Annotated in this window: 20 protein-coding genes, 1 tRNA gene and 1 pseudogene; 6 read left to right on the top strand and 16 right to left on the bottom strand. The window is 30.3% G+C overall.

Features of this window, described 5'->3' with window-relative positions:
- Positions 1–41: 41 nt before the first annotated feature.
- The 6 genes from CC89_RS14645 to CC89_RS14620 form a co-directional block, all read right to left on the bottom strand.
- The gene (locus CC89_RS14645; protein WP_035293334.1) at positions 42–1,310 is read right to left on the bottom strand and encodes an MFS transporter; all 1,269 of its coding nucleotides are present in this window, start codon (positions 1,308–1,310) and stop codon (positions 42–44) included.
- A gap of 355 nt (positions 1,311–1,665) precedes the next feature.
- Positions 1,666–1,908: a hypothetical protein gene (locus CC89_RS14640; RefSeq protein WP_035293332.1), complete on the bottom strand. Its 243-nt coding sequence runs from the start codon at positions 1,906–1,908 to the stop codon at positions 1,666–1,668.
- Between the two features lie 117 nt (positions 1,909–2,025).
- Positions 2,026–2,391 (bottom strand): DUF3990 domain-containing protein, encoded by a 366-nt coding sequence (locus tag CC89_RS14635; RefSeq protein ID WP_207641510.1) that lies wholly within the window; start codon positions 2,389–2,391, stop codon positions 2,026–2,028.
- Positions 2,388–2,603: a DUF3791 domain-containing protein gene (locus CC89_RS14630; protein ID WP_035293331.1), complete on the bottom strand. Its 216-nt coding sequence runs from the start codon at positions 2,601–2,603 to the stop codon at positions 2,388–2,390. Before CC89_RS14630 ends, CC89_RS14635 begins: the two co-directional genes overlap by 4 nt.
- 183 nt (positions 2,604–2,786) lie before the next feature.
- Positions 2,787–2,863: transfer RNA gene (locus tag CC89_RS14625), tRNA-Arg, on the bottom strand.
- A 316-nt stretch (positions 2,864–3,179) separates the two neighbouring features.
- Positions 3,180–5,756 carry a cation-translocating P-type ATPase gene (locus CC89_RS14620; RefSeq protein WP_035293329.1) on the bottom strand — a complete coding sequence of 859 codons (2,577 nt, stop codon included), beginning with the start codon at positions 5,754–5,756 and terminating at the stop codon, positions 3,180–3,182.
- Between the two features lie 725 nt (positions 5,757–6,481).
- On the opposite strand from CC89_RS14620, the gene CC89_RS14615 reads away from it, so the two are divergent.
- Positions 6,482–7,186: a stage II sporulation protein P gene (locus CC89_RS14615; protein ID WP_035293327.1), complete on the top strand. Its 705-nt coding sequence runs from the start codon at positions 6,482–6,484 to the stop codon at positions 7,184–7,186.
- 124 nt (positions 7,187–7,310) lie between these two features.
- Here the strand turns inward: CC89_RS14615 and CC89_RS14610 are convergent, their stop codons facing one another.
- Positions 7,311–7,763, bottom strand: a complete 453-nt coding sequence (locus CC89_RS14610; protein ID WP_035293325.1) for a metal-dependent transcriptional regulator — start codon at positions 7,761–7,763, stop codon at positions 7,311–7,313.
- 454 nt (positions 7,764–8,217) lie between these two features.
- On the opposite strand from CC89_RS14610, the gene CC89_RS14605 reads away from it, so the two are divergent.
- A complete protein-coding gene (locus CC89_RS14605; RefSeq protein WP_035293323.1) occupies positions 8,218–8,439 on the top strand; it encodes a FeoA family protein in 222 nt (73 codons plus the stop codon).
- 183 nt (positions 8,440–8,622) lie between these two features.
- Positions 8,623–10,734: a ferrous iron transport protein B gene (gene feoB / locus CC89_RS14600; RefSeq protein WP_035293320.1), complete on the top strand. Its 2,112-nt coding sequence runs from the start codon at positions 8,623–8,625 to the stop codon at positions 10,732–10,734.
- Between the two features lie 1,017 nt (positions 10,735–11,751).
- Here feoB and CC89_RS14595 read toward each other — a convergent pair.
- The 9 genes and pseudogenes from CC89_RS14595 to CC89_RS14555 all read right to left on the bottom strand — a co-directional run.
- Positions 11,752–13,116 (bottom strand): transglutaminase-like domain-containing protein, encoded by a 1,365-nt coding sequence (locus CC89_RS14595; RefSeq protein ID WP_035293317.1) that lies wholly within the window; start codon positions 13,114–13,116, stop codon positions 11,752–11,754.
- A gap of 449 nt (positions 13,117–13,565) precedes the next feature.
- Positions 13,566–14,693, bottom strand: a complete 1,128-nt coding sequence (locus CC89_RS14590; protein WP_286161372.1) for a sodium/glutamate symporter — start codon at positions 14,691–14,693, stop codon at positions 13,566–13,568.
- A gap of 9 nt (positions 14,694–14,702) precedes the next feature.
- Complete coding sequence (locus CC89_RS14585) at positions 14,703–15,170, bottom strand: C-GCAxxG-C-C family protein (protein WP_035293311.1); 468 nt, start codon at positions 15,168–15,170, stop codon at positions 14,703–14,705.
- A gap of 351 nt (positions 15,171–15,521) precedes the next feature.
- Positions 15,522–17,579, bottom strand: a complete 2,058-nt coding sequence (locus CC89_RS14580; protein WP_035293309.1) for a methyl-accepting chemotaxis protein — start codon at positions 17,577–17,579, stop codon at positions 15,522–15,524.
- A gap of 240 nt (positions 17,580–17,819) precedes the next feature.
- Complete coding sequence (locus tag CC89_RS14575) at positions 17,820–19,043, bottom strand: NAD(P)/FAD-dependent oxidoreductase (RefSeq protein ID WP_035293306.1); 1,224 nt, start codon at positions 19,041–19,043, stop codon at positions 17,820–17,822.
- 1 nt (position 19,044) lies between these two features.
- Complete coding sequence (locus tag CC89_RS14570) at positions 19,045–19,491, bottom strand: 4Fe-4S dicluster domain-containing protein (RefSeq protein ID WP_035293304.1); 447 nt, start codon at positions 19,489–19,491, stop codon at positions 19,045–19,047.
- A 35-nt stretch (positions 19,492–19,526) separates the two neighbouring features.
- Positions 19,527–21,413, bottom strand: a complete 1,887-nt coding sequence (cooS, locus tag CC89_RS14565; RefSeq protein WP_035293303.1) for an anaerobic carbon-monoxide dehydrogenase catalytic subunit — start codon at positions 21,411–21,413, stop codon at positions 19,527–19,529.
- 272 nt (positions 21,414–21,685) lie between these two features.
- On the bottom strand, positions 21,686–23,218 hold the full coding sequence (locus CC89_RS14560; RefSeq protein ID WP_051931813.1) for a GTP pyrophosphokinase: 1,533 nt from the start codon (positions 23,216–23,218) through the stop codon (positions 21,686–21,688).
- A gap of 245 nt (positions 23,219–23,463) precedes the next feature.
- Positions 23,464–23,655 (bottom strand): annotated as a pseudogene (locus tag CC89_RS14555) (GGDEF domain-containing protein); the annotation flags it as partial.
- 239 nt (positions 23,656–23,894) lie between these two features.
- On the opposite strand from CC89_RS14555, the gene CC89_RS14550 reads away from it, so the two are divergent.
- The 3 genes from CC89_RS14550 to CC89_RS14540 all read left to right on the top strand — a co-directional run bounded on the left by CC89_RS14550 (position 23,895) and on the right by CC89_RS14540 (position 26,633).
- Positions 23,895–24,470 carry a DUF6431 domain-containing protein gene (locus CC89_RS14550; RefSeq protein WP_035289157.1) on the top strand — a complete coding sequence of 192 codons (576 nt, stop codon included), beginning with the start codon at positions 23,895–23,897 and terminating at the stop codon, positions 24,468–24,470.
- A 107-nt stretch (positions 24,471–24,577) separates the two neighbouring features.
- The gene (locus CC89_RS14545) at positions 24,578–25,837 is read left to right on the top strand and encodes a DDE-type integrase/transposase/recombinase (protein ID WP_035289160.1); all 1,260 of its coding nucleotides are present in this window, start codon (positions 24,578–24,580) and stop codon (positions 25,835–25,837) included.
- Positions 25,830–26,633 carry an ExeA family protein gene (locus tag CC89_RS14540; RefSeq protein ID WP_035289163.1) on the top strand — a complete coding sequence of 268 codons (804 nt, stop codon included), beginning with the start codon at positions 25,830–25,832 and terminating at the stop codon, positions 26,631–26,633. The genes CC89_RS14545 and CC89_RS14540 overlap by 8 nt, the downstream gene beginning before the upstream one ends.
- Positions 26,634–26,668 lie beyond the last annotated feature (35 nt).

Genomic DNA, 26,668 nt, shown 5'->3' with positions numbered 1-26,668 from the left:
TATACATTAATTTAATTAATTATATCTATATTGTACAATCATTAAACAGCTTTGTCAGTTTCCAAAATTTTAAAAACCTTTAAGGATATTGATACTAAACATATAAAGATCCCCATAATCAGAAATAACAACGACATAGATACATATTCAGTTACTACTCCCGTTAATGCATTACCTAAAGGAATTGTAGCATAAGTTATCATTACCATAAAAGAGCTTACGCGGCCTATTATCTGTTTTTCAGTATTCATCATAAAGTATGATTGAATAGGAGCTGATACTACCGGCATTACAAATCCAAATACGAAAAAGCATGATATAGTTAATATGGTAGCTGACTGCCCAATTCCCACTATATTACCAGGTAAGTACATCAATGCGTAAGTTATACCCATTACGAAAAATCCTATTATTATTAATAAAGTCATTTTAACCTTGGAACCAAACTTCCCTATAATTAATCCACCTAATATGGTTCCTAAGGAAATAGCCACACCAATATAACTTAATGTTTCCGCGCCACCTTTTAGTATGTCTTTTGTAAACACCGGTAGCAATACTGAAATAGGTGACAAACCAAAATTAATTATGGCAAATAAAATTAATACATTTCTTATCAGTTTATTTTCTTTAACATATATAAAGCCAACTTTTAAGTCTTCAACATAATTTTTAATATTCATTTTCTCTGCTTTCACTTCATCCTTAGGCAAATTCATAAAAATCATTAAAAAACCTGCAAAGAAAAATGTTCCTGCATCTATAAAAATTGCTCCTGATATGCCAAATAAGGCAATAATTGCTCCAGCTAAAGCAGTACCTATAAGTTCTGCAAATTTATATGCAGAAGTAGCAAAAGAATTTGCTGAAAGAAATTGGTCCTTCTGTAATATCAATGGCATTATAGACATTACGGCTGGAGACATAAGAGTTTCCAATGTAGAATTTAATGTGGTAAATAAAAATAAATGCCATACATGAAGTTTTCCCATTAAAAATAACAGTGCCGTTACAGATACAATTAACCCTCTTCCTATATAGCTCATTATTACTAATTTTCTTTTGTCCAATCTGTCTGCCAATACACCTGCAAAAGGCCCAAAAACTATGTTGGGTATGGCATTTACTGCAAAGATACTTCCTAGTAAAATCTTTGACCCTGTAAGCATGTAAACCATCCATCCGTAAGCTATACTATCTACAGAATCTCCAAATCTCGAAACAAAATTAGCTATTAATAGAACCGTGTAGTTTTTACATAAAAATAGCTGACTAATAAGTTTTTTGTCTTTTATAGTACTTATCTCCATGATAAATTCCCCCTACTTATCATTAAAATAATCTTAACGTCAAAAACATTTTAACGTTAAGATTATTTTAACATCGTTTTTTTACTCTGTAAAGACTTACTTGTAAAATATTTCATTTATTATTTCAATTATATTTCCTTATAGTATTACGGACTATAATATCAACATATTAAGCATTCAAAAAAATAAAAAGAGCTAGTAAAAAACTTACTAACTCTTTTAATCCTTGCAAGCATTACTCTTATATTTACAGTAAACTGGTGTGCCCGAGAGGAATCGAACCTCCGGCACGCGGTTTAGGAAACCAATTCTCTATATTTAACATATAATACAACATTAATTTTTTCGATTAGTGTTAGTGAATTAAGTCATTAGGATAGCTTTTATGACTTTTAATACCATACTCTAGCATTAATTCATCTGTTAGGTATTTAACGCCTTTACAATGCAAATCTCCCACTCCCTCACTTATTAATTCATAAGTTTGTGATTTATAGAAATAATCCATACTTTCCTCTAAATCCTTACCTGTTTTCTTGGAGAATTCTAAAATTATATTCTTATATAAAGATTGCAGTAATGTTTTGTTTGCTAACATATTCTACACTTCCTTACTTTCTTCATACTTTAAATACCTATCAATAATTTCTTGATTAATAATACAAATTTGTTGATTAGGTTTATAATATTGTAGTCTCTTCAACGCTTCATCTTTTTATATTAAATTATCCTGATAGAGTTCTATTGTATTATATACTCGATCATCAGCTATCCCACCTACTACCATGTGGTATTGTAAATAAATATTACTTCCTGCTCTACATCCTAATATAAAATCTAGCCATTCTATATCATAACTTAAAAACTCTCTAACCTTATATATTTCTTTAACTTTATCTATATCTAATTTATATATATTTAAGTATCCATTCTTTCCTCTTCTTTTAAATTTATTTGTCCAATTAATTGCCTGTTCTTTAATTCTCGTTACGTAAAAACCTTTACCAAAATCTAAAGCATCCCTTGAAAAAGATACATGAGGATTGTCTACAATACAGTAAGAACCATGATATACTATCAACTCAATGCTCCCCTTTCCTTCAATACCTCAATTAAATCCTGTACTATATAGTGTTTACTTTGAGAGTGTAATGGTTCGTAACATGGTATGATATAGTCATCTAAGACATTTGTATCTTTAATTAGTTTATATACTTTTTTAGCATTTATCCCCAGGCTTTCTGCCAAGCTTTCAACACAAAAAATAGTAAACTCTAATTTTCTCTCATTCACTCCATACACCTCCGAAAATACTCATTTTTATTCTTTATCTTATATATATTATAACCTTTATTTATCTACTTTAAAATATATTCATATTAATTTGGAAATAATTTCAGTAAATGGTTTACACTTATTGTTTATATTAAAAGTAATTTTAAAGCCTGTAACAGATTAATGTTACAGGCTTTATCTTGGTGTGCCCGAGAGGAATCGAACCTCCGGCACGCGGTTTAGGAAACCGCTGCTCTATCCTACTGAGCTACGAGCACATATATAATTATCATTTCTTTACTATTCTATTACACTTTATATTCTTTGTCAATTAGACATTAACTTCTTCTATAATCTGTAAATTTGCCCAGCAATAAATTCACTAGAGGATAACATATAAAAATAGACGCACTTATAGAATAATCCCTAGTCATTAATTTTATTTTGATAAATATAATGGTTGTTATAGTAAAAGGTTGAAATTCCTAAAGAATTTCTTTAATTTATATTTTAATAAGAGCTCCTTTTTGTATAGCGTTTTAAGTTTTAATAACCTATCCTAACACCAAAAGGAACTCCAAATTTTACTTCAATTTATTTTTCTGCCTTTTTATTTTTTATAAATTTTACTATTTCCCACCATATGCCTGCTAATATTCCCGTTAAAGAAGATAACAAAAACATATTAAAATTTAAACTTCTAGTGTTAAATATAGTATGAAATATAGGAACATACACTATAACTAAAACCATCACTAATGCAAGAGCATTCACAACTAATCTAGCAGTATTTTGTTTTTCCTTAAATATATGAATCAAATATTCAGTGTTAGATCTATTTACCAAAACCATGATTACATTGGACATAACTAATGTAATTAGCGAGAAACTTCTAGCTGCATCTACATGAACTCCATTATCTACTAAGTAGTGAAATGGAAGAAATGCTGCTAAAAACATTATTATCCCTTGAGATAAAACTTTAGATAACATACCTGCTGTAACTAAAGGTTCCTTTGGAGACCTTGGGGGTTTTTGCATTATATCTCGTTCTGCCTCTTCTCCTTCAAATACCAATGAACAAGTAGGATCAATTATAAGCTCTAAAAGTACTATGTGCACAGGCAAAAGCACTTGAGGTAAATTAAAAACAGGTGAAAATAATGCTAATGCAACAATTGGAATGTGAATTATCATTATATAAACCATAGCTTTTCTTATGTTATCATAAATTCTTCTTCCATCTTTAACTGACTTAACTATAGTAGTAAAATTGTCATCCATTAATACCATATGTGCAGCTTCCTTAGCTACATCCGTTCCTCTTTTACCCATAGCAACTCCAATGTCTGCACTCTTAAGGGCTGGTGCGTCATTTACGCCATCTCCTGTCATAGCTACAATATCTCCATTTTTCTTTAAAGCCTTTATTATTCTCATTTTATGCTCTGGAACCACACGTGAAAATACATCGCATCCCTTTACAGCTTCACATAGTTCATCATCTGTCATGCCATCCATTGCTTCTCCAGTTATAGCACAATTATTGAATGAAAGCCCTATTTCATTTCCTATAGCCATAGCAGTTTTACTATAATCTCCTGTTATCATTATTACTCTAATGCCAGCTTCTCTACATAAATTTATGGCCTCTTTTACCCCTTCTTTTGGAGGATCTTGAAGTCCTACTAAACCCTTAAACTCTAAAGTGTATTCTTCTAAATCGTCTTTAACTCCTATACTATGTCCATCTGCAAAAGCTAGTACCCTTAAGCCTTTTTCAGCCATTTTATCTACATGTTTCTCTACTTTTTTTTCTTCTTCCCTACTAAGATTGCACAAAGGTAATATTGTCCCTGGTGAGCCCTTAGCCGCTACATAGAAGTTATCTTCATCTTCTTTATATATATTAGCCATTCTTTTTGTTTTAGGATCAAATGGTATTTTGTTAACTATTTCTATATGACAACCAAAATCCTTACTATCTGTAGATTTTGCCATATTATCAATATAATCTTTTGTATTTTCCTCCAATTCTTTCATACTATTTATACACTTTTTTGCACTATTTACTATAGCTTTTTCCATAGGGTCATATGGATCCTGCTGGCAAGATCTTATCATTAAATTGCTAAGTTCCTTATCATTTAGATCCTCTATATTAATTATATTGTTCTTATAAAGCACTTTTTTAACTTCCATGGAGTTTTTAGTTATGGTTCCAGTTTTATCTACAGCTAAAACTGTAGCAGCTCCCAAGGTCTCCACTGCAGAAATTTTTCTCATGAGAGTATTATTTTTAGCCAATCTAAAGGCTCCTAAGGATAAAAATACAGTTAAAACTACAGGAAATTCTTCAGGAATTATTGCCATGGCTAAAGTTATACCTGAGAGAATGCTTTGTATAATGTTGTGATTATATACATACGTTAATCCTATAACCAATAAACATAAGCAAAATCCGGCTATAGCAAGTGATTTTACTAAATGCTGTGTTTTCTTTTGAAGCGGTGATAGCTCTTCTTTAGCTTCACTAACTGCCTTACTTATCTTTCCGTATTCTGAATTAAACCCTGTATTCACAACCCTAGCAGTACACGTACCAAATATACTTAACGTACCTGCATAAACCCTATCTTTTCTCCAATATTCAGAAGAACTATTTTCTAACTTCTCTTCCTCTTTAACAACTTTAAAAACTGGCTCTGCTTCACCAGTTAAAATAGATTCATCTACAGAAAAATTAGATACTTCCAAAACATCACAGTCAGCAGGTATTCTTTCACCTTCCTTTAAATATACTATATCACCTGGTACAAGTTCAAAGCTTTTTATAGTCTTTTTCTTTCCATCACGAAGTACTATAACTTCTGGAGTTGTTAATTCCTTTAGGGCATTTAAAGTTTTTTCTGTCTTCCACTCCTGTATAAAGGTAATGGAAGCCACAAACACTACAAACACTAACATTATGCAAGCTTCTTGAGCATCTCCTAATAATAAATACAATATGGCTGTACCTACTAATAATAAAAACATAGGCTCTTTAAATACACCAAGAAATTTCTTTATGGCATTTGATTTTTTCTCTTTTACAAGCTCATTTAGCCCATATCTTTGTTGGATACTTTTAACTTCACTGGAGCTTAATCCCTTAATAATATTCCTTTCCATTTTTATACCTCACTTTTAATTATATAGATCTTATATAATATTGTATGCATGTTTATCATTTTTGTTTCAATTGATAATAACATTATTTTTAATATATCACTATTATTCAGACATTTCAAGTTTAAATTAACTTATAATTGCTCTCAATTGATAACGAGATTCTATATTAAATGTTATTTGTTACCATTCGCAATGATAATTTGTATATATTTAAGTTCAACTTTGGTATATAAATTTTAAGTTCGGCATTAGATGAATAACCGTTCTTCATTTAAAATTTATAATGTGAACTTTTCCCAAAATTGTTCTATGACAATTAGCAAAACTCAGTAAGACAATATCAGTTATTGTTCCTTTGTAACCCTTTTTAGTAGAACCTTTTATAAATTCTGCAACATGCTTTAATACCGGTTTTTAGAAGTATAAGAAGAATCTAATGTTAAATAAAAATTGTCTTATTGGCAATTTTTTTTATAAAATACTTTTATGAGATATATGCTTCACTCTTGTTGTTAAAGTTTTTCTGCAAATTAATTTATACAACAAAATGTAAAGTTTGTCTCTATTTTTTTATAAATTTTTCAACTGTAAATATATGTTATGAAATTTTCTCAACTAAAGTTACGGAATAATATAAATAACATATGCATAATATTTTAAAATAGAAGTATCGACTTTCAATAACTTAAATTAAACTATAATCAAATATGAAAGGAAGTATGTAAATGAAAAAGATTTATAAAAACATAGCGATTCTTACTTCAGCATTCACTTTAATTGCCGGATTTGCATATTCAACAATAGATAGTAAGAAGTCAGCTGCAGCTACAAAATATGAACCTACTAAGATTGACAATAAAAATTTAGCTAGTAATAGGATATCAAAATCAGCTAAATCATCTAATGTACTAATTTATACATCACAACCAGATGAGAAATATGTAACTGGCAAAAAAACAACTGATATAGGGAACTTATTAAGTAGTAAACTTAATGAAAAAGGTATGAATAGTGATTTTATAAATAATAAAATTACTAAAGAAGCTCTAGAACCTAATAAGAAATATATTAGTTATCATGGTGTTGTACGCAAATTTGTAACACAAAATGTTAAAGATTATAACAATAGTATCCTTTTAAATATACGTCGTAATGATTTTCCTGAAGAAGATATAGTAATTGCACTTGTAAAAAACAACCCACATTATGCAGAAAATAAGAAGTTTGCTGATTCTCTAGTAGAACAATTCAATAAATTAGGGCAAAGAGTACGTATAAATTACTATGGTGGAAATAATAATTCTTTAAATCAAGATTTATCTAATCAAAGTATATCGCTTGCGATTGGCAATAATCAATCTAATGATAGTGAACTAAATAAAACTGTAGACGCAATAGCTACAGCCTTGCAAAATGTGCAAGATAAATAAGAAAAAGTTATTGTAGCTAATTGCTTACAATAATACTGAGGTATAAATTTTAAAAGAAACGCTAGTGGTAAGCACTAGCGCTTTTTTTAAGTTATTTTTTAGGCTCAACACCATAACTTGAAAATTAAAATTTAGATATGAATTTTGTTTTTATCTCCTCATTGTCCTCAAAAAATTTAACTAGTTTTTTTATTCCTAAAAGCGTTTCATCGTCTATGGTATGCTCTATTTTTTCCGTTTCATCTAAAACTTCTGAAACCTGTAGCAAACTTAAGAATCTCTCAATAGTATTATGTCTATCTAACAAAAACTTTCCTATGGTTTTGCCCTTATCACTTAAAACAACTATCCCGTACTTTTCATATTTAACTAAATCAATTTCAGCAAGCTTTTGAATCATTTTTGTCACAGATGGAGGCTGAACATTTAATGCTTCTGCTAAATCTCCAATTCTTGTGTAACCATTTCCAAAGGACAATCTGTACACCATCTCTAAATAATCCTCCGCAGAAGCCGTTAATGCATTGCCTTCCTTTTGCATATATTGCCTAAAGGTGAAAAATTCCTCTTTAGCCATTTAATCACTTCCCTCTAAAGATATCACTTAATCCTATGACAAAATTTCCAAACATATAACTACATGTAAAAAAATATACAAGTTCAAATATCAAATATTAATGTTGCCTATGGTAGCCCTTAACTTATTATCTGAAACCCACCACTTGCCACTTTCAACTAATCACCTAAAATTTTCAACTTATTATTTATAACTTATCGCTTGTCACTCATTAATAATTATTTATAACTGGCCAATTATAAATCCTAATTTTAAACAATCTGATATGAAAATAATCCCTTAATGATATCATTTTATTTATATACTATATCTAGTAACACCTTTAAAGGCCATTCCATAATATATATTGTGAAAGTTAGTTTAGGTTAACTTAATTAGACTTGATTAAATTAACCACCACTGACACAGCCCTTTAAGGGTTTCCCAAACTTTATATAAATGGAGGTAATAATCAATGAACGTGCTTTATAATGTTTCAGAAGGATGTGTAGCTGAAGTAAAATGCTTATGTTCTAAAGGTCTTATAAGGGAAAGAATGTTAGCTCTTGGTTTAACTAATGGGGCATTGGTAAAAGTCATACGAAAAGGTCCTGCAGACAATCTTACTGTATATGATATAAGAGGGGCTATGATAGCTTTAAGAAAAGAAGAGGCTTCGCTTATATATGTAAAGTAAGTTAAGCATTATTTAGATTTATAACAAAATAAAATTTATATGCTAAATTTGTCAAATCAATACTGTGTTTGCTAAATTAATGCTGACTTTACCAAATCAATGCTATTTTTTAAAATTAATACTAAGTTGATTTTCGCAATAAAAAATCTTCTATTTATTATTAATGTAAAAAGGAGTTTTTATATGGGTCTTACTTTTCAATCTACCGGTAAAAATTCTATGAAAGATATGTTTAAAGTTGAAAGAGAGAAAAACAAATATATAATTGCCCTAGCTGGCAACCCAAACACAGGAAAAAGCACTGTTTTTAACTCTTTAACAGGACTCCATCAACATACAGGTAACTGGCCAGGAAAGACCGTGACCAATGCCAGAGGAGAATTTTCATATAAGGAAAAAGAGTTTATACTTGTGGATTTACCTGGCACCTACTCATTATTTGCGTCCTCTGTTGAAGAAACAGTGGCTAGAGATTTTATATGCTTTGGAGAACCTGATGCAGTAGTTGTAGTTGTGGATGCTACCTGCCTTGAAAGAAACTTAAATTTAGTATTTCAGGTGATGGAGCTGACAGATAATGTAGTTTTGTGCATAAATTTAATAGACGAGGCAAAAAAGAAAAACATAAAAATAGATGCTAATGAAATAGAAAATGAACTGGGAATACCTGTAGTTCTAACTGCAGCTAGAAATAATGTAGGTATAGAAGATTTAAAAGAGACTTTATACAATTTACCAGAAAAAAGTATAAACTCTAATAAAAAAAAGATTAGCTACGTGGATTCTATAGAAAATTTAGTGGAAACCTTAGAGCCTATATGCCAAGAAAATGTACCCTTTATCAATTCCAGATGGTTATCACTCAGACTTATAGATGGAGATAAAAGCTTTTTTAACTCCATGAGCCAATATATAGATAAGAATTCTTTAGAAAAGCTTACTATAGAATCTAAAAAAATCATTTCAAATATAGACAAGGAAAAAATTAGAGAATATATAACAGAAGAAAACTATAAATCAGCTGAATATATAAAAAATAAATATGTAAAGCAGGACCATAAGAAATTCTCTAGAGATGCAAAGATCGATGATATCATAACTTCCAAGAAATTTGGAATTCCAATTATGCTATTAGTTTTAGCATTGATTTTTTGGATTACCATTGAAGGCGCCAATGTGCCATCACAACTTCTTGCTAAAGCTCTTTTTGGCTTTGAACATATGCTAACAAAGTGGTTTACTAAAATTAATGCTCCTGTATGGCTCCATGGTGTTCTAGTATTAGGCCTCTACAGGACATTAGCTTGGGTAGTGTCTGTAATGCTTCCCCCTATGGCTATATTTTTCCCTTTATTTACATTACTTGAAGACTTGGGCTATTTACCAAGGGTGGCCTTTAATCTAGATCATCTATTTAAAAAAGCATGCGCTCATGGTAAGCAATGCTTAACTATGTGCATGGGGTTAGGTTGCAACGCTGCTGGAATTATAGGCTGTAGAATTATAGAGTCTCCACGTGAAAGATTAGTAGCTATAATAACTAATAACTTTGTGCCATGCAATGGAAGATTTCCAACATTAATAGCTATTTCTTCTGTTTTCTTCGCCGCAACCATGAAATCCTCTGGAAAGATAATTCCTGCTATTTTTATAACTCTCATGGTTATAGTTGGTGTTATGGTTACTTTGCTTGTATCCTATATTCTTTCAAAAACCTTATTAAAAGGAGTTCCCTCCAGTTTTACACTTGAACTTCCTCCTTACAGAAAACCTCAAGTAGGAAGAATATTATATACATCCTTAATAGACAGAACTATATTTGTTTTAATGAGAGCTATTTTAATTGCTGCTCCTGCTGGAGCATTTACGTGGATACTAGGAAATATATATATAGGTGACTTAAGTATTATAAACCATTTGGCTTCCTTCTTTGACCCCTTTGCAAAACTTATGGGGCTAGATGGATTTATACTTATGGCCTTTATATTAGGTCTCCCTGCTAATGAAATAGTATTGCCTATACTTCTTATGTGTTATCTTTCTACTGGTTCCATGATAGATTTTGAAAGTATCGAATCTTTAAGACAAATTCTATTAAACAACGGCTGGAACTATCTTACGGCTATAAATGTGATGCTATTTAGTCTTTTACACTGGCCATGTGCTACCACTTTAATGACCATCAAAAAGGAAACTGGCAGCTCAAAGTGGACCTGGGCTTCTGCTTTAATTCCTACGGGAATTGCTATAGTAGTGTGTATGCTCACTACGGGAATCTATAAATTATTCACTTAGAATATATTGTGAAGCAAATGTCATAAGAAAAATCTGTCTTTAAGTCCACAATAAATATATTTTTTAAGACTGTTCGCAATACGCCAATAAATTCTAATGTTTTCAAATTTCAATACCCTAAAGCTTTCAAACTCGCTTCTAACGGCGCTCAAACATGAAAGCTTCTTAACGGGTATTGAAATTTGAAAGCAAAGAATTTCTAAAGCTAGCTCAATAGTGTAAAAAAATATATTTATTGTTACCTTAAAGACAGATTTTTCGGTTCATGCGTACATTGCTTCTAGAGGAGAAGGCCTCCTAAAGGATGATTTTCCTCCGCTGCGCTACTGAAAATCTTTAATTTATAAATGGGAAAGCGCTCATAATATTTTTTTAGGCGGAGCCTTTCGTTTAGTCCCTAGTCATCAAATGTTTTTTAATACTAGGTACTAGGTTATAGTTTCTAGATGTTGGAATTTATTGTTATAATACATATTTATGTTTCTTAACCTATATGCCGATCATTCATTATAAATCAACAGGCTCACGCCAAAAAAACTTTTAAGTGTTAAACTTCTGACTAACAAATAATTGCTTGTCAAAATAAAGTACTAAATAAGACCTAATATATTTCGCCGTGAGGCATTGATTTATATAAATCCTAATCATGCCTACGTATTTAGGCTGGCTGCCGCCAATAAAAGATTTTCCATAACGTAGTGGAGGAAAATCATCCTTTAGTTAGCTGTATTCCCCCATAGATAGCTTATGCATAAACCGAAAAATCACACTTTAAGGGAGTGAAAGAATTGGAATTTGGGACTATGGAACTAGCTTTAGAACTTCTTATGTTTGCAGATTTCAATTCCCGTTAAGAAACCTTCTTGTTTGAGGGACGCAAGGAGCGAGTTAAGGTTTTAGGGAATTGAAATCTGCAAACATGTAGAAGTTCTTAGCGTATTGTGATTAGTCCCAAATTACAATTGTTTCACGGACTTAAAGTGTGATTTTTCTTACGGCACTTGCTTCACAATATTGTTATATTTCATGTACATCTATTATTTCCATTATGCTACTAAAGTCTTTAGAAGAAAGTCCCCTATCCAAATATTCCGCTTCTCCCACTTGATTGTCATAAGGATCTATTCTAAAAAAATTCTTACTTGGCACAAATTCACCTTGAAAATCTGAATTGGCAACCATTCTGAAAGGATCTAAATTTCCGAAATAGAAATTCCACCTTTTTGTGTTTCCTTTCCTATGGGAACTGCCTCCAAAGGACAAATCCCCAAAAATCCATCCATAAGGTTGTATGTAAAATTGAGCCCAATCATGACAGCCAATAAAATGTGGATTTACATAAAGGCCTGATTGCCATCTTGCAGGAATTCCGGATATTCTACATAAAGTTATAAATAAAAGTGCCTGCACTCCACAATCGCCTTTTAAATTATAAGCAGCATATTCTGGTATATTAATAATGCCTGCATAAGGTCTTACATAAGAATATTGAACATTGGTAGTTATATAATCATATATTTTCCTAGCTTTTATTAAAGGATTTACCTCTTCTCCAACTATCTTCTTTGCTAAATCCTTTAAAAAAGGTGTAAAAACTATATGAGGAGATAATTCACCTGTATAAAAATCTGGCTGATTTTTAAAAACTCTAGAAGCATCTAAATTATTGTATTCCATAGAATTTTCATAGGAGTATTCTACAGTAAATTCTTCTTCCCCTTGAACGTTTTTTTCAAAATATACTGTTCTTTGTTGACAATCTTCCGGAGCTATAAAACCACCATTTGGATTAGTGGATATTATATTAATATTTTTTATCTGTTTACAAGGCTTAGGAATAGGCAAATGAACTCTTATTTTTTCACCTTTTCTTACAGCCTCTTTATTGAGCTTTATACCTGTTTTGATATGTATAAAATAACTTTTATGTCCCTTTTCTATTATTTCATTTACCACTTTGTCTAGTAACTGTTGCTTTTTTTCATCATTTTGGTCTTTTTTGTCCTTCTTTAATGTTCTATTAGCCATTTCAGGACAAACGCCTAAAATTGTATTTAAAAATCTTTTGTGAAACATAACCTTGCCATCTATATATACCCAATCAGCAAATCTCTCATCTTTTAAGTTTTCTAGCTCTTCCATAGAAAAATCTTTTATTTTTTCACAGCACATTTTTAGAGCTTCTTCAGAAGAATATATATACTCTTCTTTTATAATATTCATAACGTGCCTTTGGTAATTTAATCTTTGCTTTAACAAATCGGATATATTTCTTTTTTCGTATATATCTATTAACTTATTTGCTCTAGTAAAATCCCCGTACATTACATATTTCTTAACATCCTCTGGCAAATCTACAACTAAAGATTTTAAAATATCCATATTTACCACCCTTTATCCCTATATTTTAATTTAGGTACATGAAAGGAAATAACAAGTCAAAAATGTTAGTATAAGGAAGCTGGTTCCGCTGACTCAGTATGACCCAAAATAGACTAGCATACTCAATTGACTTATTGTGACTTATTATTTATTTGAATGTGCCTTATATCATTAAATCTTCTATATATATAAGCGATTTCCTTTAACAAACTTGAAAATAGTTATAAAAATTTTATATCATAAATAATACAAAAAAGAAGCCATGTATGTGAAAATTTATTTCATACACAGCTTCTATTTTTAGTACTATAATCTATATATCACTATATACGTATTTGTATATTTTTTCGTTTTATATACGTTTTCTTAATGTTTTACTTAGAATAATAATATCATATTTTTTATATATAATTTCTTTGTTTATTTTTTATACCAACAGTTGAAAATTCCTATAAAAATAAATTTATTATAAATGGATTAACTACTGTAATAAGCCATGCTCCTACTGGCGGAACTGTAAATAATGCCAATGGAACTGCCCCATCCTTTTCAGTGAAAACTTGAATTGAAGACATAGTGCTAGCTGGCATACCCAAACTAAATCCTATTAAGCCTACAGAAGCATAAAGTGCTAGTACATCTTTTTTATACATACGAAAAACTACGTAATAAACAAATAGAATTAAAATTATAAATTGAATCAAAAGCACCACTAAACTAAATACTGAAACATTCTTTATTAAAGTTAAATTAAACATGGCAAAATTAGTCACCAATAACATTGAAAGGCAGAAGTTTCCTAAAATATTTACCGGCGGCACCTCTACTTTTGAAATCTTAGTGCCATCTATAAATTGTCTAACAAAAACGCCTGCAAGAAACCCGCCTCCTGCAGGATTTATGTAGTTACCTATTCCTAATTGAGTTGGTAATAAACCTAAAGTTATACATATTAAAAATAAAAACATATATTTTAAAAATTCCATGGGGCTTAAGCTAGGAGCAGGTATTTTTACTGTCTTAGACATATCTACCTTTGACTTCATTTTATAAAATAGAACTACTCCTACAATAGTAGCTATATACAATGTAAGTATCGATATACCCTGTATTTGAGGTAAATATGCTTTGCCTGCTTTTAAATAATTTGGAGCTGTCTTTACTAAAGTGTGATCCCCCATTAAACTAATAGAGCCCACCACTAAACTTTCTGCAAAAGATCTTCCAAATACTTTTCCAATAAGCACTGCTACAATATTTTGAAAAAATGCTATAATGATGGTTATTACAAAGTATAACATTTGAGACTTTATTCCCTTTTTTAATATAGTGGTTAAATCAAACCTCATTCCAATAGAAGCAAAGAACCCTGCCACAAAAACAGGTAAAAAACTGTATGTAAATTTAATAGTATAAGATTTACTTATAAGCATAATAATTAAAGCAAATACTAATCCCCCTATTAAAGGAGCTGGAATATAATACTTACTAAATACAGGCACCCTTTTCTTAATTCCATACCCTATGATTAAAAAAGCTACAAGAAAAGTTAAAGTCTGAATCCAGTTAAATTCCATTTTAATCACCTAGTCCTTCTTTATAGTTTTAGCTATTTCTTCATCTTCTAAAAATTTCTCTGCTACAAAAGCTGCAACTTCTCCAGTTATTTTTACACAGTGACATTTTCTATCTGGTGAAGCAAATTCAAAATTTCTAGTCATAACTCTACAACAAGTACTTCCATATAGTTTTTTTATATGATCATGTAATGAAGCTGCTACTGGAAACATTCTTTCATTCATTTTATCCCCATGCACTCTACCATAAACCATTCCTAATGCCATTACACCACCACTGACAGCTCCACAAAGACATCCTGATTTTCCAACGCCTACTGGAAAACCTGAAGCTAATTTTGTAACGGTTTCTTCATAAGGCTTGTCTAATAGCTCATTAATAGTTTTAACTACTGCCTCTGAGCAGAAAAACTCTCCTCTGTCAAAATATCCTTCTGCTGTTTTTCTTACCTTTTCTAAAAATTCCTTGTTATCCATAAAATACCCCTCCTATGTATATCATTTATGCTTATTTTACTGAAATCTCATCCCTTATACAAATAGAAAATTTAAATATATATTAAATTTTCTATTTTAAATTTCTATACCTCTATACCTATTGTTTTATACCCTTTACCATTTTCAGCTAACCTTATATCTAATTATTGGAGTTAAAATTAGGATTTCATGTGCAAAAATTCATAAAAAAATACCAACAATACAATGCCTCAAAGATTAAACAAAACTAACCTTTGAGGTACATTACATTGAATTGGTACTTATATCTACACTAGTTTTATTTATATAAACAAAAGGGCAAGTATATTACACTGATTTAATGACTTTTATCTATAGTTTAAATTTATTTACGGAATTCACCATATCCTTTGTCATGTTATTTAATACATTAGCAGTGGCAGACACTTCTTCTGAAGATGCGTTCATTTCCTCTGCCGCAGCAGCTATCTCCTCTGAGGATGCAGAAACCTCTTCCGCTACAGATGATACTCCTTCTACCTTTTGCAGTATATCATCTTTTTTACTATTTACTTCACCAGTCATATCATTTACACCTTGTATTTTAGGCATAACTTCTTCTATTCCATTCATTATATTTTTAAAGGCACTTAATGTTTTACTCAATATACCTATTTGAGTTTCTATGTCTTTATCCATAGTAGATGTCATTTCTGAAACTGTATCTGTCTTTTTAAGTATATCATCTATTCTAACATTTATTTCTCCTGCTGAATTTTTGCTTTGTTCAGCAAGTTTTCTTATTTCTTCTGCTACCACTGCAAACCCTTGACCTTTTTCTCCTGCTCTTGCAGCTTCTATAGCAGCATTTAGGGCTAAAAGATTTGTTTGATCAGATATATTATTTATAAGATTTGTTATTTCATTTATGTCCTTTACACTCTTAGAAAATCCTTCTATATACTCTGCTAACTCTTCAAAAGACTTTTCAAACTTCTCAGTTATACCAACATATTCTTCCATTGCATCATTACTATCTTTTGCTAAAAAGTTTATTTTCTTTGAAATACTATTTATATCTTTTATAGCTTCAATAGTTTTACTAAGTAAGTGATCAAAGTCACTAAGATTACCTGTTATCTTTATTAAATCCTCTGCTTGGTTGCCTGTTCCCTTAGCCACATCCTGTATAGCTACAGAAACATTAGTTGATGCTGATGACATGCCCTCTGATATATTTGATAAGCTTTCTGATTCATTACTTATGTTTTCTGCTACATTTTTCACACCCAAAATCAATTCCCTCAAAGATGTTTGCATTTTAGAAAGAGCATTAGCTATTTGTCCTATTTCATCTTTAAGATCTAAAAATTCTTCTGGCACATCCATAGTTAAATTACCATTAGAAATTACATCTAAATGATTTACTGCTTTTTTTATAGAATTTACTATTTTGTTTATGACTAAATATATACATAGTAATGTCACTATTCCTGCAATTATCATTATTATTATAGATCTAATAAGAAGGCTCTTTACAGGAGCGTAAAGTTCGCTTTCCGCCATATATATTCCTATTATCCAGTTAGTAGTTGGAATTGATTTATAGTATATTCTATACTTTTCACCATCTTTTTCAAAGTACTCTTCACCATTTTTAGAGGATAATATATTCTTACTGACTTTAGCTAAACTGCTGTTTTTTTCTTCTTGAATCTTAGTTTTTAGTATTTTGCTCTCATCTACACCTGCAATATATGTTCCACTGCTCTCTATAAGAAGTGCTCTTCCAGTCTTACCTATTTTTATATTTCCAATCATGTTCTGTATAACACTTATATCTATATCCGCAGTAGTTACTCCTAAAGGCTTTTTATCTTTATCTAAAAAAGGAGCTGATGTTGTCACCATTGCAACTTTACTTACCTCATCATAATATGCTGGTGACCAGACTATTTTTTCTGAAGTATTTAACGCGTTTTTATACCATTCTTGATTAAAATAATCGTATTGGTCATTATTGTAATCATCAGTATATACTGTTTGTTCACTTTTCTTATATGCATAAGGCCCAAAGCTTTTTATTTTAGCATCAAACTTATAAGGTTCAAACCATATTCCGCTACCATAAGTTTCCTTATTTAAGCCAGCAGCCTTTTTTAATATTTCTTCATATTCACCTTTTTTATATATTTTATGTGATGTTTCTACACTTTTTGCCAACATTTCAGGAATTTTAGCATGTTTCAATAGTATTTTTTCAGTACTCTCCACCTTACTATTTAAATTATTTGTCATGCTTTCTTTTATTTGTGCATTTATTATTTTCTTACTACTTATGTAACTAACAGCAGTTATTGTAGCCATAGATACCACAACTAATGGTAAAATAATAGCTAATACTTTTCCTAATATACCCTGTTTATTCATCTTTTCCTCCTAAAATTAGATTATATATTCTATTAGTTTTTATTAATCTCTAATAATATCGTAAATTTGACCTTTTTCATTAGCGTAAATTCCAAATTTTATTACTTTTTATCTAGTTTATTTAAATTTATATAAAAAAAGCTATCTCAAATATTACTACTTTGAGATAGCCTACTATCATGGATTATATTATTTTTTATTGATTATTTACTATTTGTTGTACATTATTTATCACAATTATTAATTATAGGTAAATTCACCATTATCCTTAATATGGAAAAAATCCGAAAAATTTAGTTCAAATATATCCTTTTTTATGCTACTAATATTTATCTTATTTTTTATTAGCTCTGTAAATACTCCACAATATGAAATATCACCTTGAAATATTGCACCATATATTATCCCGTCTTTGTGTATGATTTTTTTGTATAAATGATTTTTATCAACTACCTCTACCATATAACTACTATTTTCTGGTTCTACCATTCCTAAAGATACTGTAGGCACACTGAAAAAGCTCATAGAATTCTTTAATCCAAAATTATCTTCTAAATATTTTTCTTCACCTGCCATATTATAAGCTGCAACCTTTCCCTGTTTAACGGCTATTGGCCAAATAGGTGCTGTAAAAGTAACATCTCCAGCTGAATATATATCTTTTACTGATGTTTCACATCTGTTATTTATAACTATACCTCTTTCTATCTTTATTTCCTCACTATTTATAAAGTCTACATTAGGTCTTACTCCTGCTGCTACAACTATTATGTCACATTCTATTTCCTCTCCATTAGTAAGTTTAGCTCCCTTTATACTACCCTCTCTATTTAGTATTGCTTCTCCAACCCCTATACCTGTTGAAATTCTAACATTATGGCTCCTTAATAAATCTTCATAAGTTTTAGCTGCTCTTTTATCTAACTGCAAAGGAAGAATCCTCTCGCCCATTTCCACTAGTTCTACCTCTACACCATTTTCTATTAAACCCATGGTGGCATCTATTCCCACAAGTCCTGCTCCTATTACTAAGGCTTTTTTTATATTCTTTGACTGCTCCTTTATAGCTTTTGCATCTTCTATATTTCTTAAGGTATAAACACCTTTTCCTTCCTTTAAATTTTTAATAGGAGGAATAGCTGCATAAGAACCTGAAGCTATCAAAAGTTTGTCATAAAACTCCTTATACCACCCTTGTAATTCTACACACTTGTTCTTTATATCTATATTCCTAACATTGATACCCTTTATCCATCTTATGTTGTATCTTTCCATAAAATCTTCTTCCACAAAAGATAATTCTTCTAAACTTCTCTCTCCACCTATATAATGATGAAGTAAACATCTGGAATAAATATTTTGATCTTTAGATAGTATAACTATTTGACTATATTTATCCAGTTCCCTCAAGGTTTTAGCTGCAGAAAGTGCAGCTGCACTAGCTCCTATTATTACATACTTCATACTACTGAACCTCCTCTATATAAATAGCTCCAGTAGGACAATTTTCAACACATCTAGGTGTTTCCCTTTCACTACATAAATCACATTTTATTATAACTTTTTTATCATTATTACTTGGCTTTAGAACTCCATAAGGACAACTCATAACACACATAAAGCAAGATGCACATTTATCCTCATTGTAAGAAACTATTCCTGTTTCAAGGTCTTTTGTCATTGCTCCAGTAGTACATGTATTTACACACTCTGGGTTATCACAATGTCTACAAAATATTGGAGCTTTTTTACCATACATATCTATTTCTATATGATTTCTGCTTTCACTTTCTGTATTTTCAAGATCTAATTTTACTATGGATTTATCTTCTAAATTATGTTCTGCCATACAAGCAAGAACACAATTTAGACACCCTTCACACAAATCCTTATTTATCATTATCCTTCTCATAAATACTTCCCCCTGACCTATATAAATACAGTAATTTATTTAAGCCCTAATTTTTTTCTTCTATCAATAACTATAGCTTCTAATTTATCTGCAGCTGCTTTAACATCATCCTCTATGATTAATTGTCCTCCTGTTAATTTTTTAAGTTCTTCTGTTAATACCTTAGTTACCACCTTACTTCCTCCTATAAATGGTGATATAGCAAGATGTAGTGGCAAGCCAAGTGCTAAACCAAAAGCTCCATCTGCTAAAGCTTGTTCTTCTAACCACTGTGGTGCTGATAATACTAATGGAAGCTGTGGAATGTCTATTCCTAATTCCTTAGCAAGCTCTGTAGCTACAATTTCAAGTCTTCCTATAGCAAGACATGGCCCAAAATTCAAAACTGGTGGAATTCCTAAACTTTCACATACTTCTCTCAAATTATCTCCAGCAAGTTTTGAAGCTGATGGTGACATAAGTCCTACATTTTCAAGTCCTCCGCTAGAACATCCTGCTGAAAGCACTATAATATCTCTCTTTATAAGTTCCTTAGTTAGCTCTACTGTAAACACATCATGCCCCATGGCTGTTAAGTTAGAACATCCAACTACTCCAGCTACCCCCTTGATTTTGCCAGAAGCTATTAAGTCTAGTAGTGGCTTCCATGTTCCACCTAAGAAATTTTTAAGAGAAATCTCACTTACCCCTGTTATAACATCATCGCATCCATGATTCATTGGTATATTTATTTTAACTTTTCCACATCTTTCTTTATAACTTTTCATAGATTCTTCTATGATATATTCGCTGATTTTCTCTCTTTCTTCAAAGGAATACTCTACATATTCTGCATTAGCTTTCTTAGCTACATCATCCAAACAAATATTTTTAACCTTTAGCTCTTCACATATAGGCTCAATACCTGGAAGTGTACAATTAAACTCTGACACTACAACATCTATGGCACCAGTAGCTATTAATGCTTCACTAGTAAAATTATTTCCTGCATGACCTGAGAATACTTCTTTATAATGTTCTCCTCTTAACTGTAAATCCTGTCCTACACAAGTACATCCTACTAATCTAAAGCCCTTAGCTCCTACTTTTTTAGCCATATCCACCACATCTTCTTCTATTAATCTATCTTGAAGATGAGATATTATTGAGTGTTGATGACCTGTTATCATTATATTTATATAATCCTTATCTATCACCTTAAATCCAACCTTGGCCGGTCTTATAACTGGCTCTCCAAGCATAACATCATTTAAAAGATTAGTAAGTGTAAGCCCGTAAAGTCCAGTAGATATGCCTAAGTTTAAACAATGTAAAAGCATTTCTACTGGGTCGCTGTTTAAGTTTGTAGAAGTCTTTACTACTGCATCGAATACCTCTGATTTTGCTCCTCCAGGAAGTATATTAAGCTTCTTCCAGTTTTGAAACCTTGGCTTATAAGCCATCTTTTCTACTATCTCCATTTTTTCATATCTTGGCTTGTATAAATCTCTTAAAACTGCTTCTCCAACCAAAATAGCTTTTTTATGCATGTCATTTTCATTTATCTGGAACATTTCAGCTAATCTATTTAAGGCTGCTTCTCCTTTTATTTTCCCTTTAGATTCACCTAAAGCTTTTAAATTTCTTGCAGTGTTTTCTACTATATGAAGATAACATCCAGCTCCAGCTGCCACTGCTCTTAAAAAGTTTCTAGCTACTATAGTGTCTGCATTGGCTCCACACACTCCTCTTGGTGATTTCGGTGTAACCCTACAAGGTCCATTAGCACATAATCTACAGCAAACTCCTTGTTGTCCAAATCCACACTTAATTTTTTGAGTTTCTACCCTGTGGTGTGAAGTCTCCAAATCCATTTTTGATATAAATCCTTCCAATACCTTATCTGCTGATGCACAAGTTTTACAATTTCCACATGATGACATAACATACCCTCCTTATAATTTAAACCTTTTTGGTATAATATTGTTTTAATTAAAAGTTTTATTAGTCATACAATAATTTATATTTACCTTCTCATTAGATTCGTTTTTAATTTTATTAATCTTATTAAACTACTTTTAATGTATACTTATTTAGTACAGTTTTAATATACTACTTTACAATAAAAATGTCAACAATAATAATTGTAAAATAATAATTATTATTGTTGGCTATAAATTTTATTAATTCTTATTTAAGCTTTACAATATACATTTTATAATGATTGAATAACATTTAGAACTTCTTCTTTTTTTATTTCACTAGACTTTTCCAATTCATTTACATAACTTAAAAGTTCTTTACTTGCTTTTATATTATTGCAGCATTCTTTAAATTTATCGATTAATCTCCAAATATCTTTTATTTCTATTTCATAACCAAATTCACCAAATATCTTCAATCTTAAAAGTTTCATAAATACTTCTTCTGTTTTTTCCCATTGCTCATAGGAGTTTATATTTTTACATATTACTTTTACCATATACGTTGTTATTTTATTTACGTTCTCTATTTTTTCTTCATATATAAATTCTATAGAATTTATTTCTTTAAAACTACTTGCTATTTCCATAATCACTCTTTGTCTTATATTATCAGCCTCTTCTTCTTTAAAAGAATTGTATAGCTCCATAAACACTTTCTTATTTCCAAACCTATCTTTTAGGAAATTTATAAAGTTTTCAAAGTCCTCTGCGTTGTTTCCTAATTCAATTTGAAATAGCATTCTAAAAAATAAATTCCAATTAAAATCAGAATTTATATTACCTAATATAGCCTCTCCTAGTATACTTGAAAATTCATCCTTAAATTCTACTTCCCTTTCAAAAGTTATTTTGCTATTAAAGTCTATTCCATCCTTGCTAATATCATTTAATCTATTTAATGTTTTTAGCAATGTTTCATTGTAATCATCTAAATGTTCAGCATTATTTGTTCTAAATATATATTCCATTATTATATCGCAGGATTTTCTAAAATCCATTATAAAACCAATATCCTTTTTAATTTTAGATGAGAAAATATCATAAATTATTTTGGAAAGCATCATTTCCATTTGATGTTTCCGAACAGCAGCATCTACAGAATTTGCTTTATTAAACTGATTATATAGTATAAGAAGCTGATTATCTATCATTGAAAGATTTTTTCTTATAGAATCCATCATTTCTTTCATAAACTTATCTGCTAACATGTAATTATAATTTTTATATATAATTTTATGTTCTATTTCACCCCAAAATATATCTACCAATGATTTTATTTGAAGTTCGAAGTTGATCTTTGCGTTTTCAACTTCATATATACCGTCTATTCTATATATTTCACACCCATTTTTTTGCGTCTGAGGCTGTTTTCCTCTTAAATCTAATCTTATATTAGGATTTGAAACATTGTAATAAAGTCCATCCCCATGAACCATATTAAAGTTTTTCTTTATGCTCTTATACATTTTATTTTCATCTTCTATAAACCTGCATTCAATTCTAACCCCTATTAAATCTGATAGATGTTCAAATAATTCTTCTGGATAACTATATTTTTTGTAATAGCTATTTCTAAGTATCTTTTCTTTTAAACTTGCTGAAGATTTCACCCTTGAACTTATATTTAAATACCCTTCGCTATCATCTAATATAATCTGTTCCAAGTATTTTTCTATATAATTTGCTGCATGTTCTAAATCATCTCTCCATTTATCTAAAATCTCTACAACTTCATCTATGAATTCAAACATCTGCAATGCCATTTTATCACTCCTTTAAATCTCTACGGTATTACATTATACATTAATGTTTTTTATAAAATTACTATTAACTATAAAACTCAACATATAAATTTACTAACTTCTACCTAGTAAAATCTTCAATGAAATTTTATCTAATTATAACAAATGTTTTTTAATAATTTATGAATGCGTAGAAAACGCATAGTAAAAACCATACTTTCAGTATTTAATTAAAATAAAAAGAGTAATCCCCTAGAATTACTCTTTTACCTCACAACAGTTTTATTTCTTCCACTATTTTTAGCTTCATATAAACTTTTATCTGCTTCTTCAATGAAATTTTCAATTCCACTCTTTTCTTTATCAATGGTATGTACCCCAAAGCTTAATGTTAATTTAATTTTTAAGGAATTATATGTAAACTCCTTTTCTTCTATGTAGTGCGTCAAAATATAGCTTTTGAAAACTGCATTTCTAAGTCAAATTATAACTATAACTCCAATAACTATCCAGTAATTAAATGCATTTTAAATAATCATATTATTGCTAAATAAAACCTCCTAATGACTTGACATCATTTGGAGGTTATTTTAAGCTTATTATAAAAACTAGAGAAAGGAAAGGGAAGAACCCCAAGCCGTGCAAAGCGAAGGTTCTTCCCTAAAAATAAGAGCGTAAGCTCTTACAACCTATTATTATGATAAGATTATTTTCACAACTATGCAAGTGTTTTAAACAAATTTCTTTTGAAAATGAGATAAATATTTTTGAAGAGTATATGAAAACGGTTAATTCAGAGGCTTTGGTATGTCCAGTCTGCGGATCTAAACACGATCTATCCCTATTTGCCTCTTATAAACGCCATCTTGTGACTTATGATAATAATGAAGTTCACGATAATATAATAACTATCAATAGATATATTTGCCCGTCATGTGGACATACTCATGCTATCCTACCTTCGGTAATTGTGCCCTACATGTCATTTAGCTTTAAATTTACTGTGTCTATTATTCATGATTATCTTGTACATAAATTTACCTCTGTAGAAGCTATGTGTGAACATTATTGTATAGCAATATCCACATTCTATCGAATTTTAAATAAGTTCAAAAAACATAAACAACTATGGCTTGGACTTCTACAAGACAAGCTTATTTCTAATCTAAGTTTTATACAGCGTGTTATAAATAGTACCTTTATTGAAATTGAAACCTTTATAACAAACTTTTTTAATAGAAACGGCTTATCCTTTTTTCAAGGAACATCATAATTAAGCTATAGCTATATACTTTTTATTTTATTTTATATATACCACTTAATACGATAATGGATATTATAATTTCCCCATGATAGCATTTTTATAGAGGTGATGTTGAAATGAATAACAAAGAAATGATTGAAATAGCTTCTATTAGACTAGCACTAATAGCTCCAGCTATAAATAATACTTATACTGAAAGCTCGAAAATTGCTTACTATAGACGTGTTGCTGCTACTCCTGTAAAATTACCTAACGGTAAGTCAGTTTTATATAGTCCTGGAACACTATCTAATTGGGAATCAGATTATAATAGGTTTGGTTTTGATGCCCTTCTACCGAAGACGCGTAGCGACATAGGGAAAACCAGAAAGTTAAATGATGTAGCTATAGAACAGATATATATGCTAAAAAATGCATTTCCTAAAATTAATGCTACTCTTATATATCATAAACTTATCGAAGATGGCTTTATCAATGAAAAAAATATATCATTATCTACAGTTCAAAGATTTATAAAAAATAATGATCTTAAATCTGCTAGATGCATAAATATGAAAGATAGAAAAGCCTTTGAAGAAGAGTTTGCAACTGGCATGTACCAAGGTGATACATGCTATGGCCCGTATATTACTGAAAATGGCATACGTAAAAGAACATATCTAATTATGCTAATTGATGATAAATCAAGACTTATCGTTGGCGGAAGATTCTTTTACAATGATAACTCTTATAATTTTCAAAAGGTACTTAAAGAAGCTATCGCTAGATATGGCATACCTAATAAACTTTACTTGGACAACGGTTCTCCTTATAAAAATGAGCAATTAAGTCTTATCTGTGGATCTCTTGGAATAGTAGAACTGCACACTATGGTAAGGGATGGAGCATCCAAAGGAAAAGTAGAAAGAAATTTTAGAACATTAAAAAGTAGATGGCTAAACACTCTAGATGTAGAATCTATATCCTCCTTAGCGGAGCTAAATGATGAGCTATTCGCATATATAAACAAGCATAATGTAACAGTACATTCAGCTACATCTCAACGTCCGATCGATAGATATAAAAGCGATTTAGCTCATGTTAAGGTAGCTACTGATAGTGAGTGGCTGGATAATTGCTTTATGAATCGCATACAACGAAGAGTTAATAATGACTCAACCATAAGCATTGATAAAATATCTTATGATGTACCTATGCAATTTATAGGACAGAAAGTTGAAGTAAGATATTTACCTGATGATATGGATAATGCATATGTATATTATGAAAATGCTAAATACAGCATTAGAAAAACAAATAAGATTGAAAATGGTAAAACCAAACGCAGGAATGCATTTACTATAGACTATTCAAAGGATGGTGTTAAAAATGTTTAAACAATTTTATGGTATGACAATGAATCCATTTGAAAAAGGCATAAAAGAAAAAGATGCCTATATGTCAAATGATCTAAAAGAGATGATATCAAGACTTGAGTATCTTAATGAAGCTAGGGGAATCGGCTTATTTACAGCTTCACCAGGTAGTGGAAAAACCTTTGCCTTAAGGTGCTTTGCTAAAAAAGTAAACCCTAATTTAACAAAGGTTATATATCTTTGCTTTACCACTGTAACTACTACTGAGTTCTATAGGCAATTTTGCATCTCCTTAGGAATTGAACCTTCTTCTCGTAAATCTGACATGTTTAAGAGCATAAAAGACTATATGGAAAGTATGAGTACAGATAAACGTGTGCATTATATATTAGTTTGGGATGAAGCACAATATCTAAATAATGATATTTTAAAGGATTTAAAGCTACTTATGAACTTCTCTATGGACTCAAAAGATTGCTTTTCCTTAGTTTTGATAGGACAACCTGTGTTAAATAATATCTTAGAAAAGCAGATACACGAGGCATTAAAACAAAGAATAATAATAAATTATAATTTTGAAGGATTTTCTGAAATTGAAGCTTTAGAATATATTAATTCTAGATTATCATTAGCAGGGGCTTCGCCAGAAATATTTGATAATAATGCTGTTTTGGCTGCATATAGAAGCTGTGCTGGCTCTATAAGACGCTTAAATATGATATTAACTAAGGCTTTAATAATAGGTGCGCAGCACGAAAAAAACGTAATCGATACTGATATAATAATGGCTGCCGCCAATGAAATATCACTGCATTAAAATCACAAGGAGCGCTAGCTCCTTTTTCTTTTAGG

The sequence above is a fragment of the Clostridium sp. KNHs214 genome, assembly GCF_000744935.1.
GTDB lineage: Bacteria > Bacillota > Clostridia > Clostridiales > Clostridiaceae > Haloimpatiens.
This window is presented reverse-complemented; position numbering and strand designations above follow the sequence as displayed.

Bases quoted from the DNA above. Each gene is read 5' to 3' on its own strand.
- CC89_RS14645 (WP_035293334.1), bottom strand. From the start codon at position 1,310: ATGGAGATAAGTACTATAAAAGACAAAAAACTTATTAGTCAGCTATTT.
- CC89_RS14640 (WP_035293332.1), bottom strand. From the start codon at position 1,908: ATGTTAGCAAACAAAACATTACTGCAATCTTTATATAAGAATATAATT.
- CC89_RS14620 (WP_035293329.1), bottom strand. From the start codon at position 5,756: ATGGAAAGGAATATTATTAAGGGATTAAGCTCCAGTGAAGTTAAAAGT.
- CC89_RS14615 (WP_035293327.1), top strand. From the start codon at position 6,482: ATGAAAAAGATTTATAAAAACATAGCGATTCTTACTTCAGCATTCACT.
- CC89_RS14610 (WP_035293325.1), bottom strand. From the start codon at position 7,763: ATGGCTAAAGAGGAATTTTTCACCTTTAGGCAATATATGCAAAAGGAA.
- CC89_RS14605 (WP_035293323.1), top strand. From the start codon at position 8,218: ATGAACGTGCTTTATAATGTTTCAGAAGGATGTGTAGCTGAAGTAAAA.
- feoB (WP_035293320.1), top strand. From the start codon at position 8,623: ATGGGTCTTACTTTTCAATCTACCGGTAAAAATTCTATGAAAGATATG.
- CC89_RS14595 (WP_035293317.1), bottom strand. From the start codon at position 13,116: ATGGATATTTTAAAATCTTTAGTTGTAGATTTGCCAGAGGATGTTAAG.
- CC89_RS14590 (WP_286161372.1), bottom strand. From the start codon at position 14,693: ATGGAATTTAACTGGATTCAGACTTTAACTTTTCTTGTAGCTTTTTTA.
- CC89_RS14585 (WP_035293311.1), bottom strand. From the start codon at position 15,170: ATGGATAACAAGGAATTTTTAGAAAAGGTAAGAAAAACAGCAGAAGGA.
- CC89_RS14580 (WP_035293309.1), bottom strand. From the start codon at position 17,579: ATGAATAAACAGGGTATATTAGGAAAAGTATTAGCTATTATTTTACCA.
- CC89_RS14575 (WP_035293306.1), bottom strand. From the start codon at position 19,043: ATGAAGTATGTAATAATAGGAGCTAGTGCAGCTGCACTTTCTGCAGCT.
- CC89_RS14570 (WP_035293304.1), bottom strand. From the start codon at position 19,491: ATGAGAAGGATAATGATAAATAAGGATTTGTGTGAAGGGTGTCTAAAT.
- cooS (WP_035293303.1), bottom strand. From the start codon at position 21,413: ATGTCATCATGTGGAAATTGTAAAACTTGTGCATCAGCAGATAAGGTA.
- CC89_RS14560 (WP_051931813.1), bottom strand. From the start codon at position 23,218: ATGGCATTGCAGATGTTTGAATTCATAGATGAAGTTGTAGAGATTTTA.
- CC89_RS14550 (WP_035289157.1), top strand. From the start codon at position 23,895: ATGATAAGATTATTTTCACAACTATGCAAGTGTTTTAAACAAATTTCT.
- CC89_RS14545 (WP_035289160.1), top strand. From the start codon at position 24,578: ATGAATAACAAAGAAATGATTGAAATAGCTTCTATTAGACTAGCACTA.
- CC89_RS14540 (WP_035289163.1), top strand. From the start codon at position 25,830: ATGTTTAAACAATTTTATGGTATGACAATGAATCCATTTGAAAAAGGC.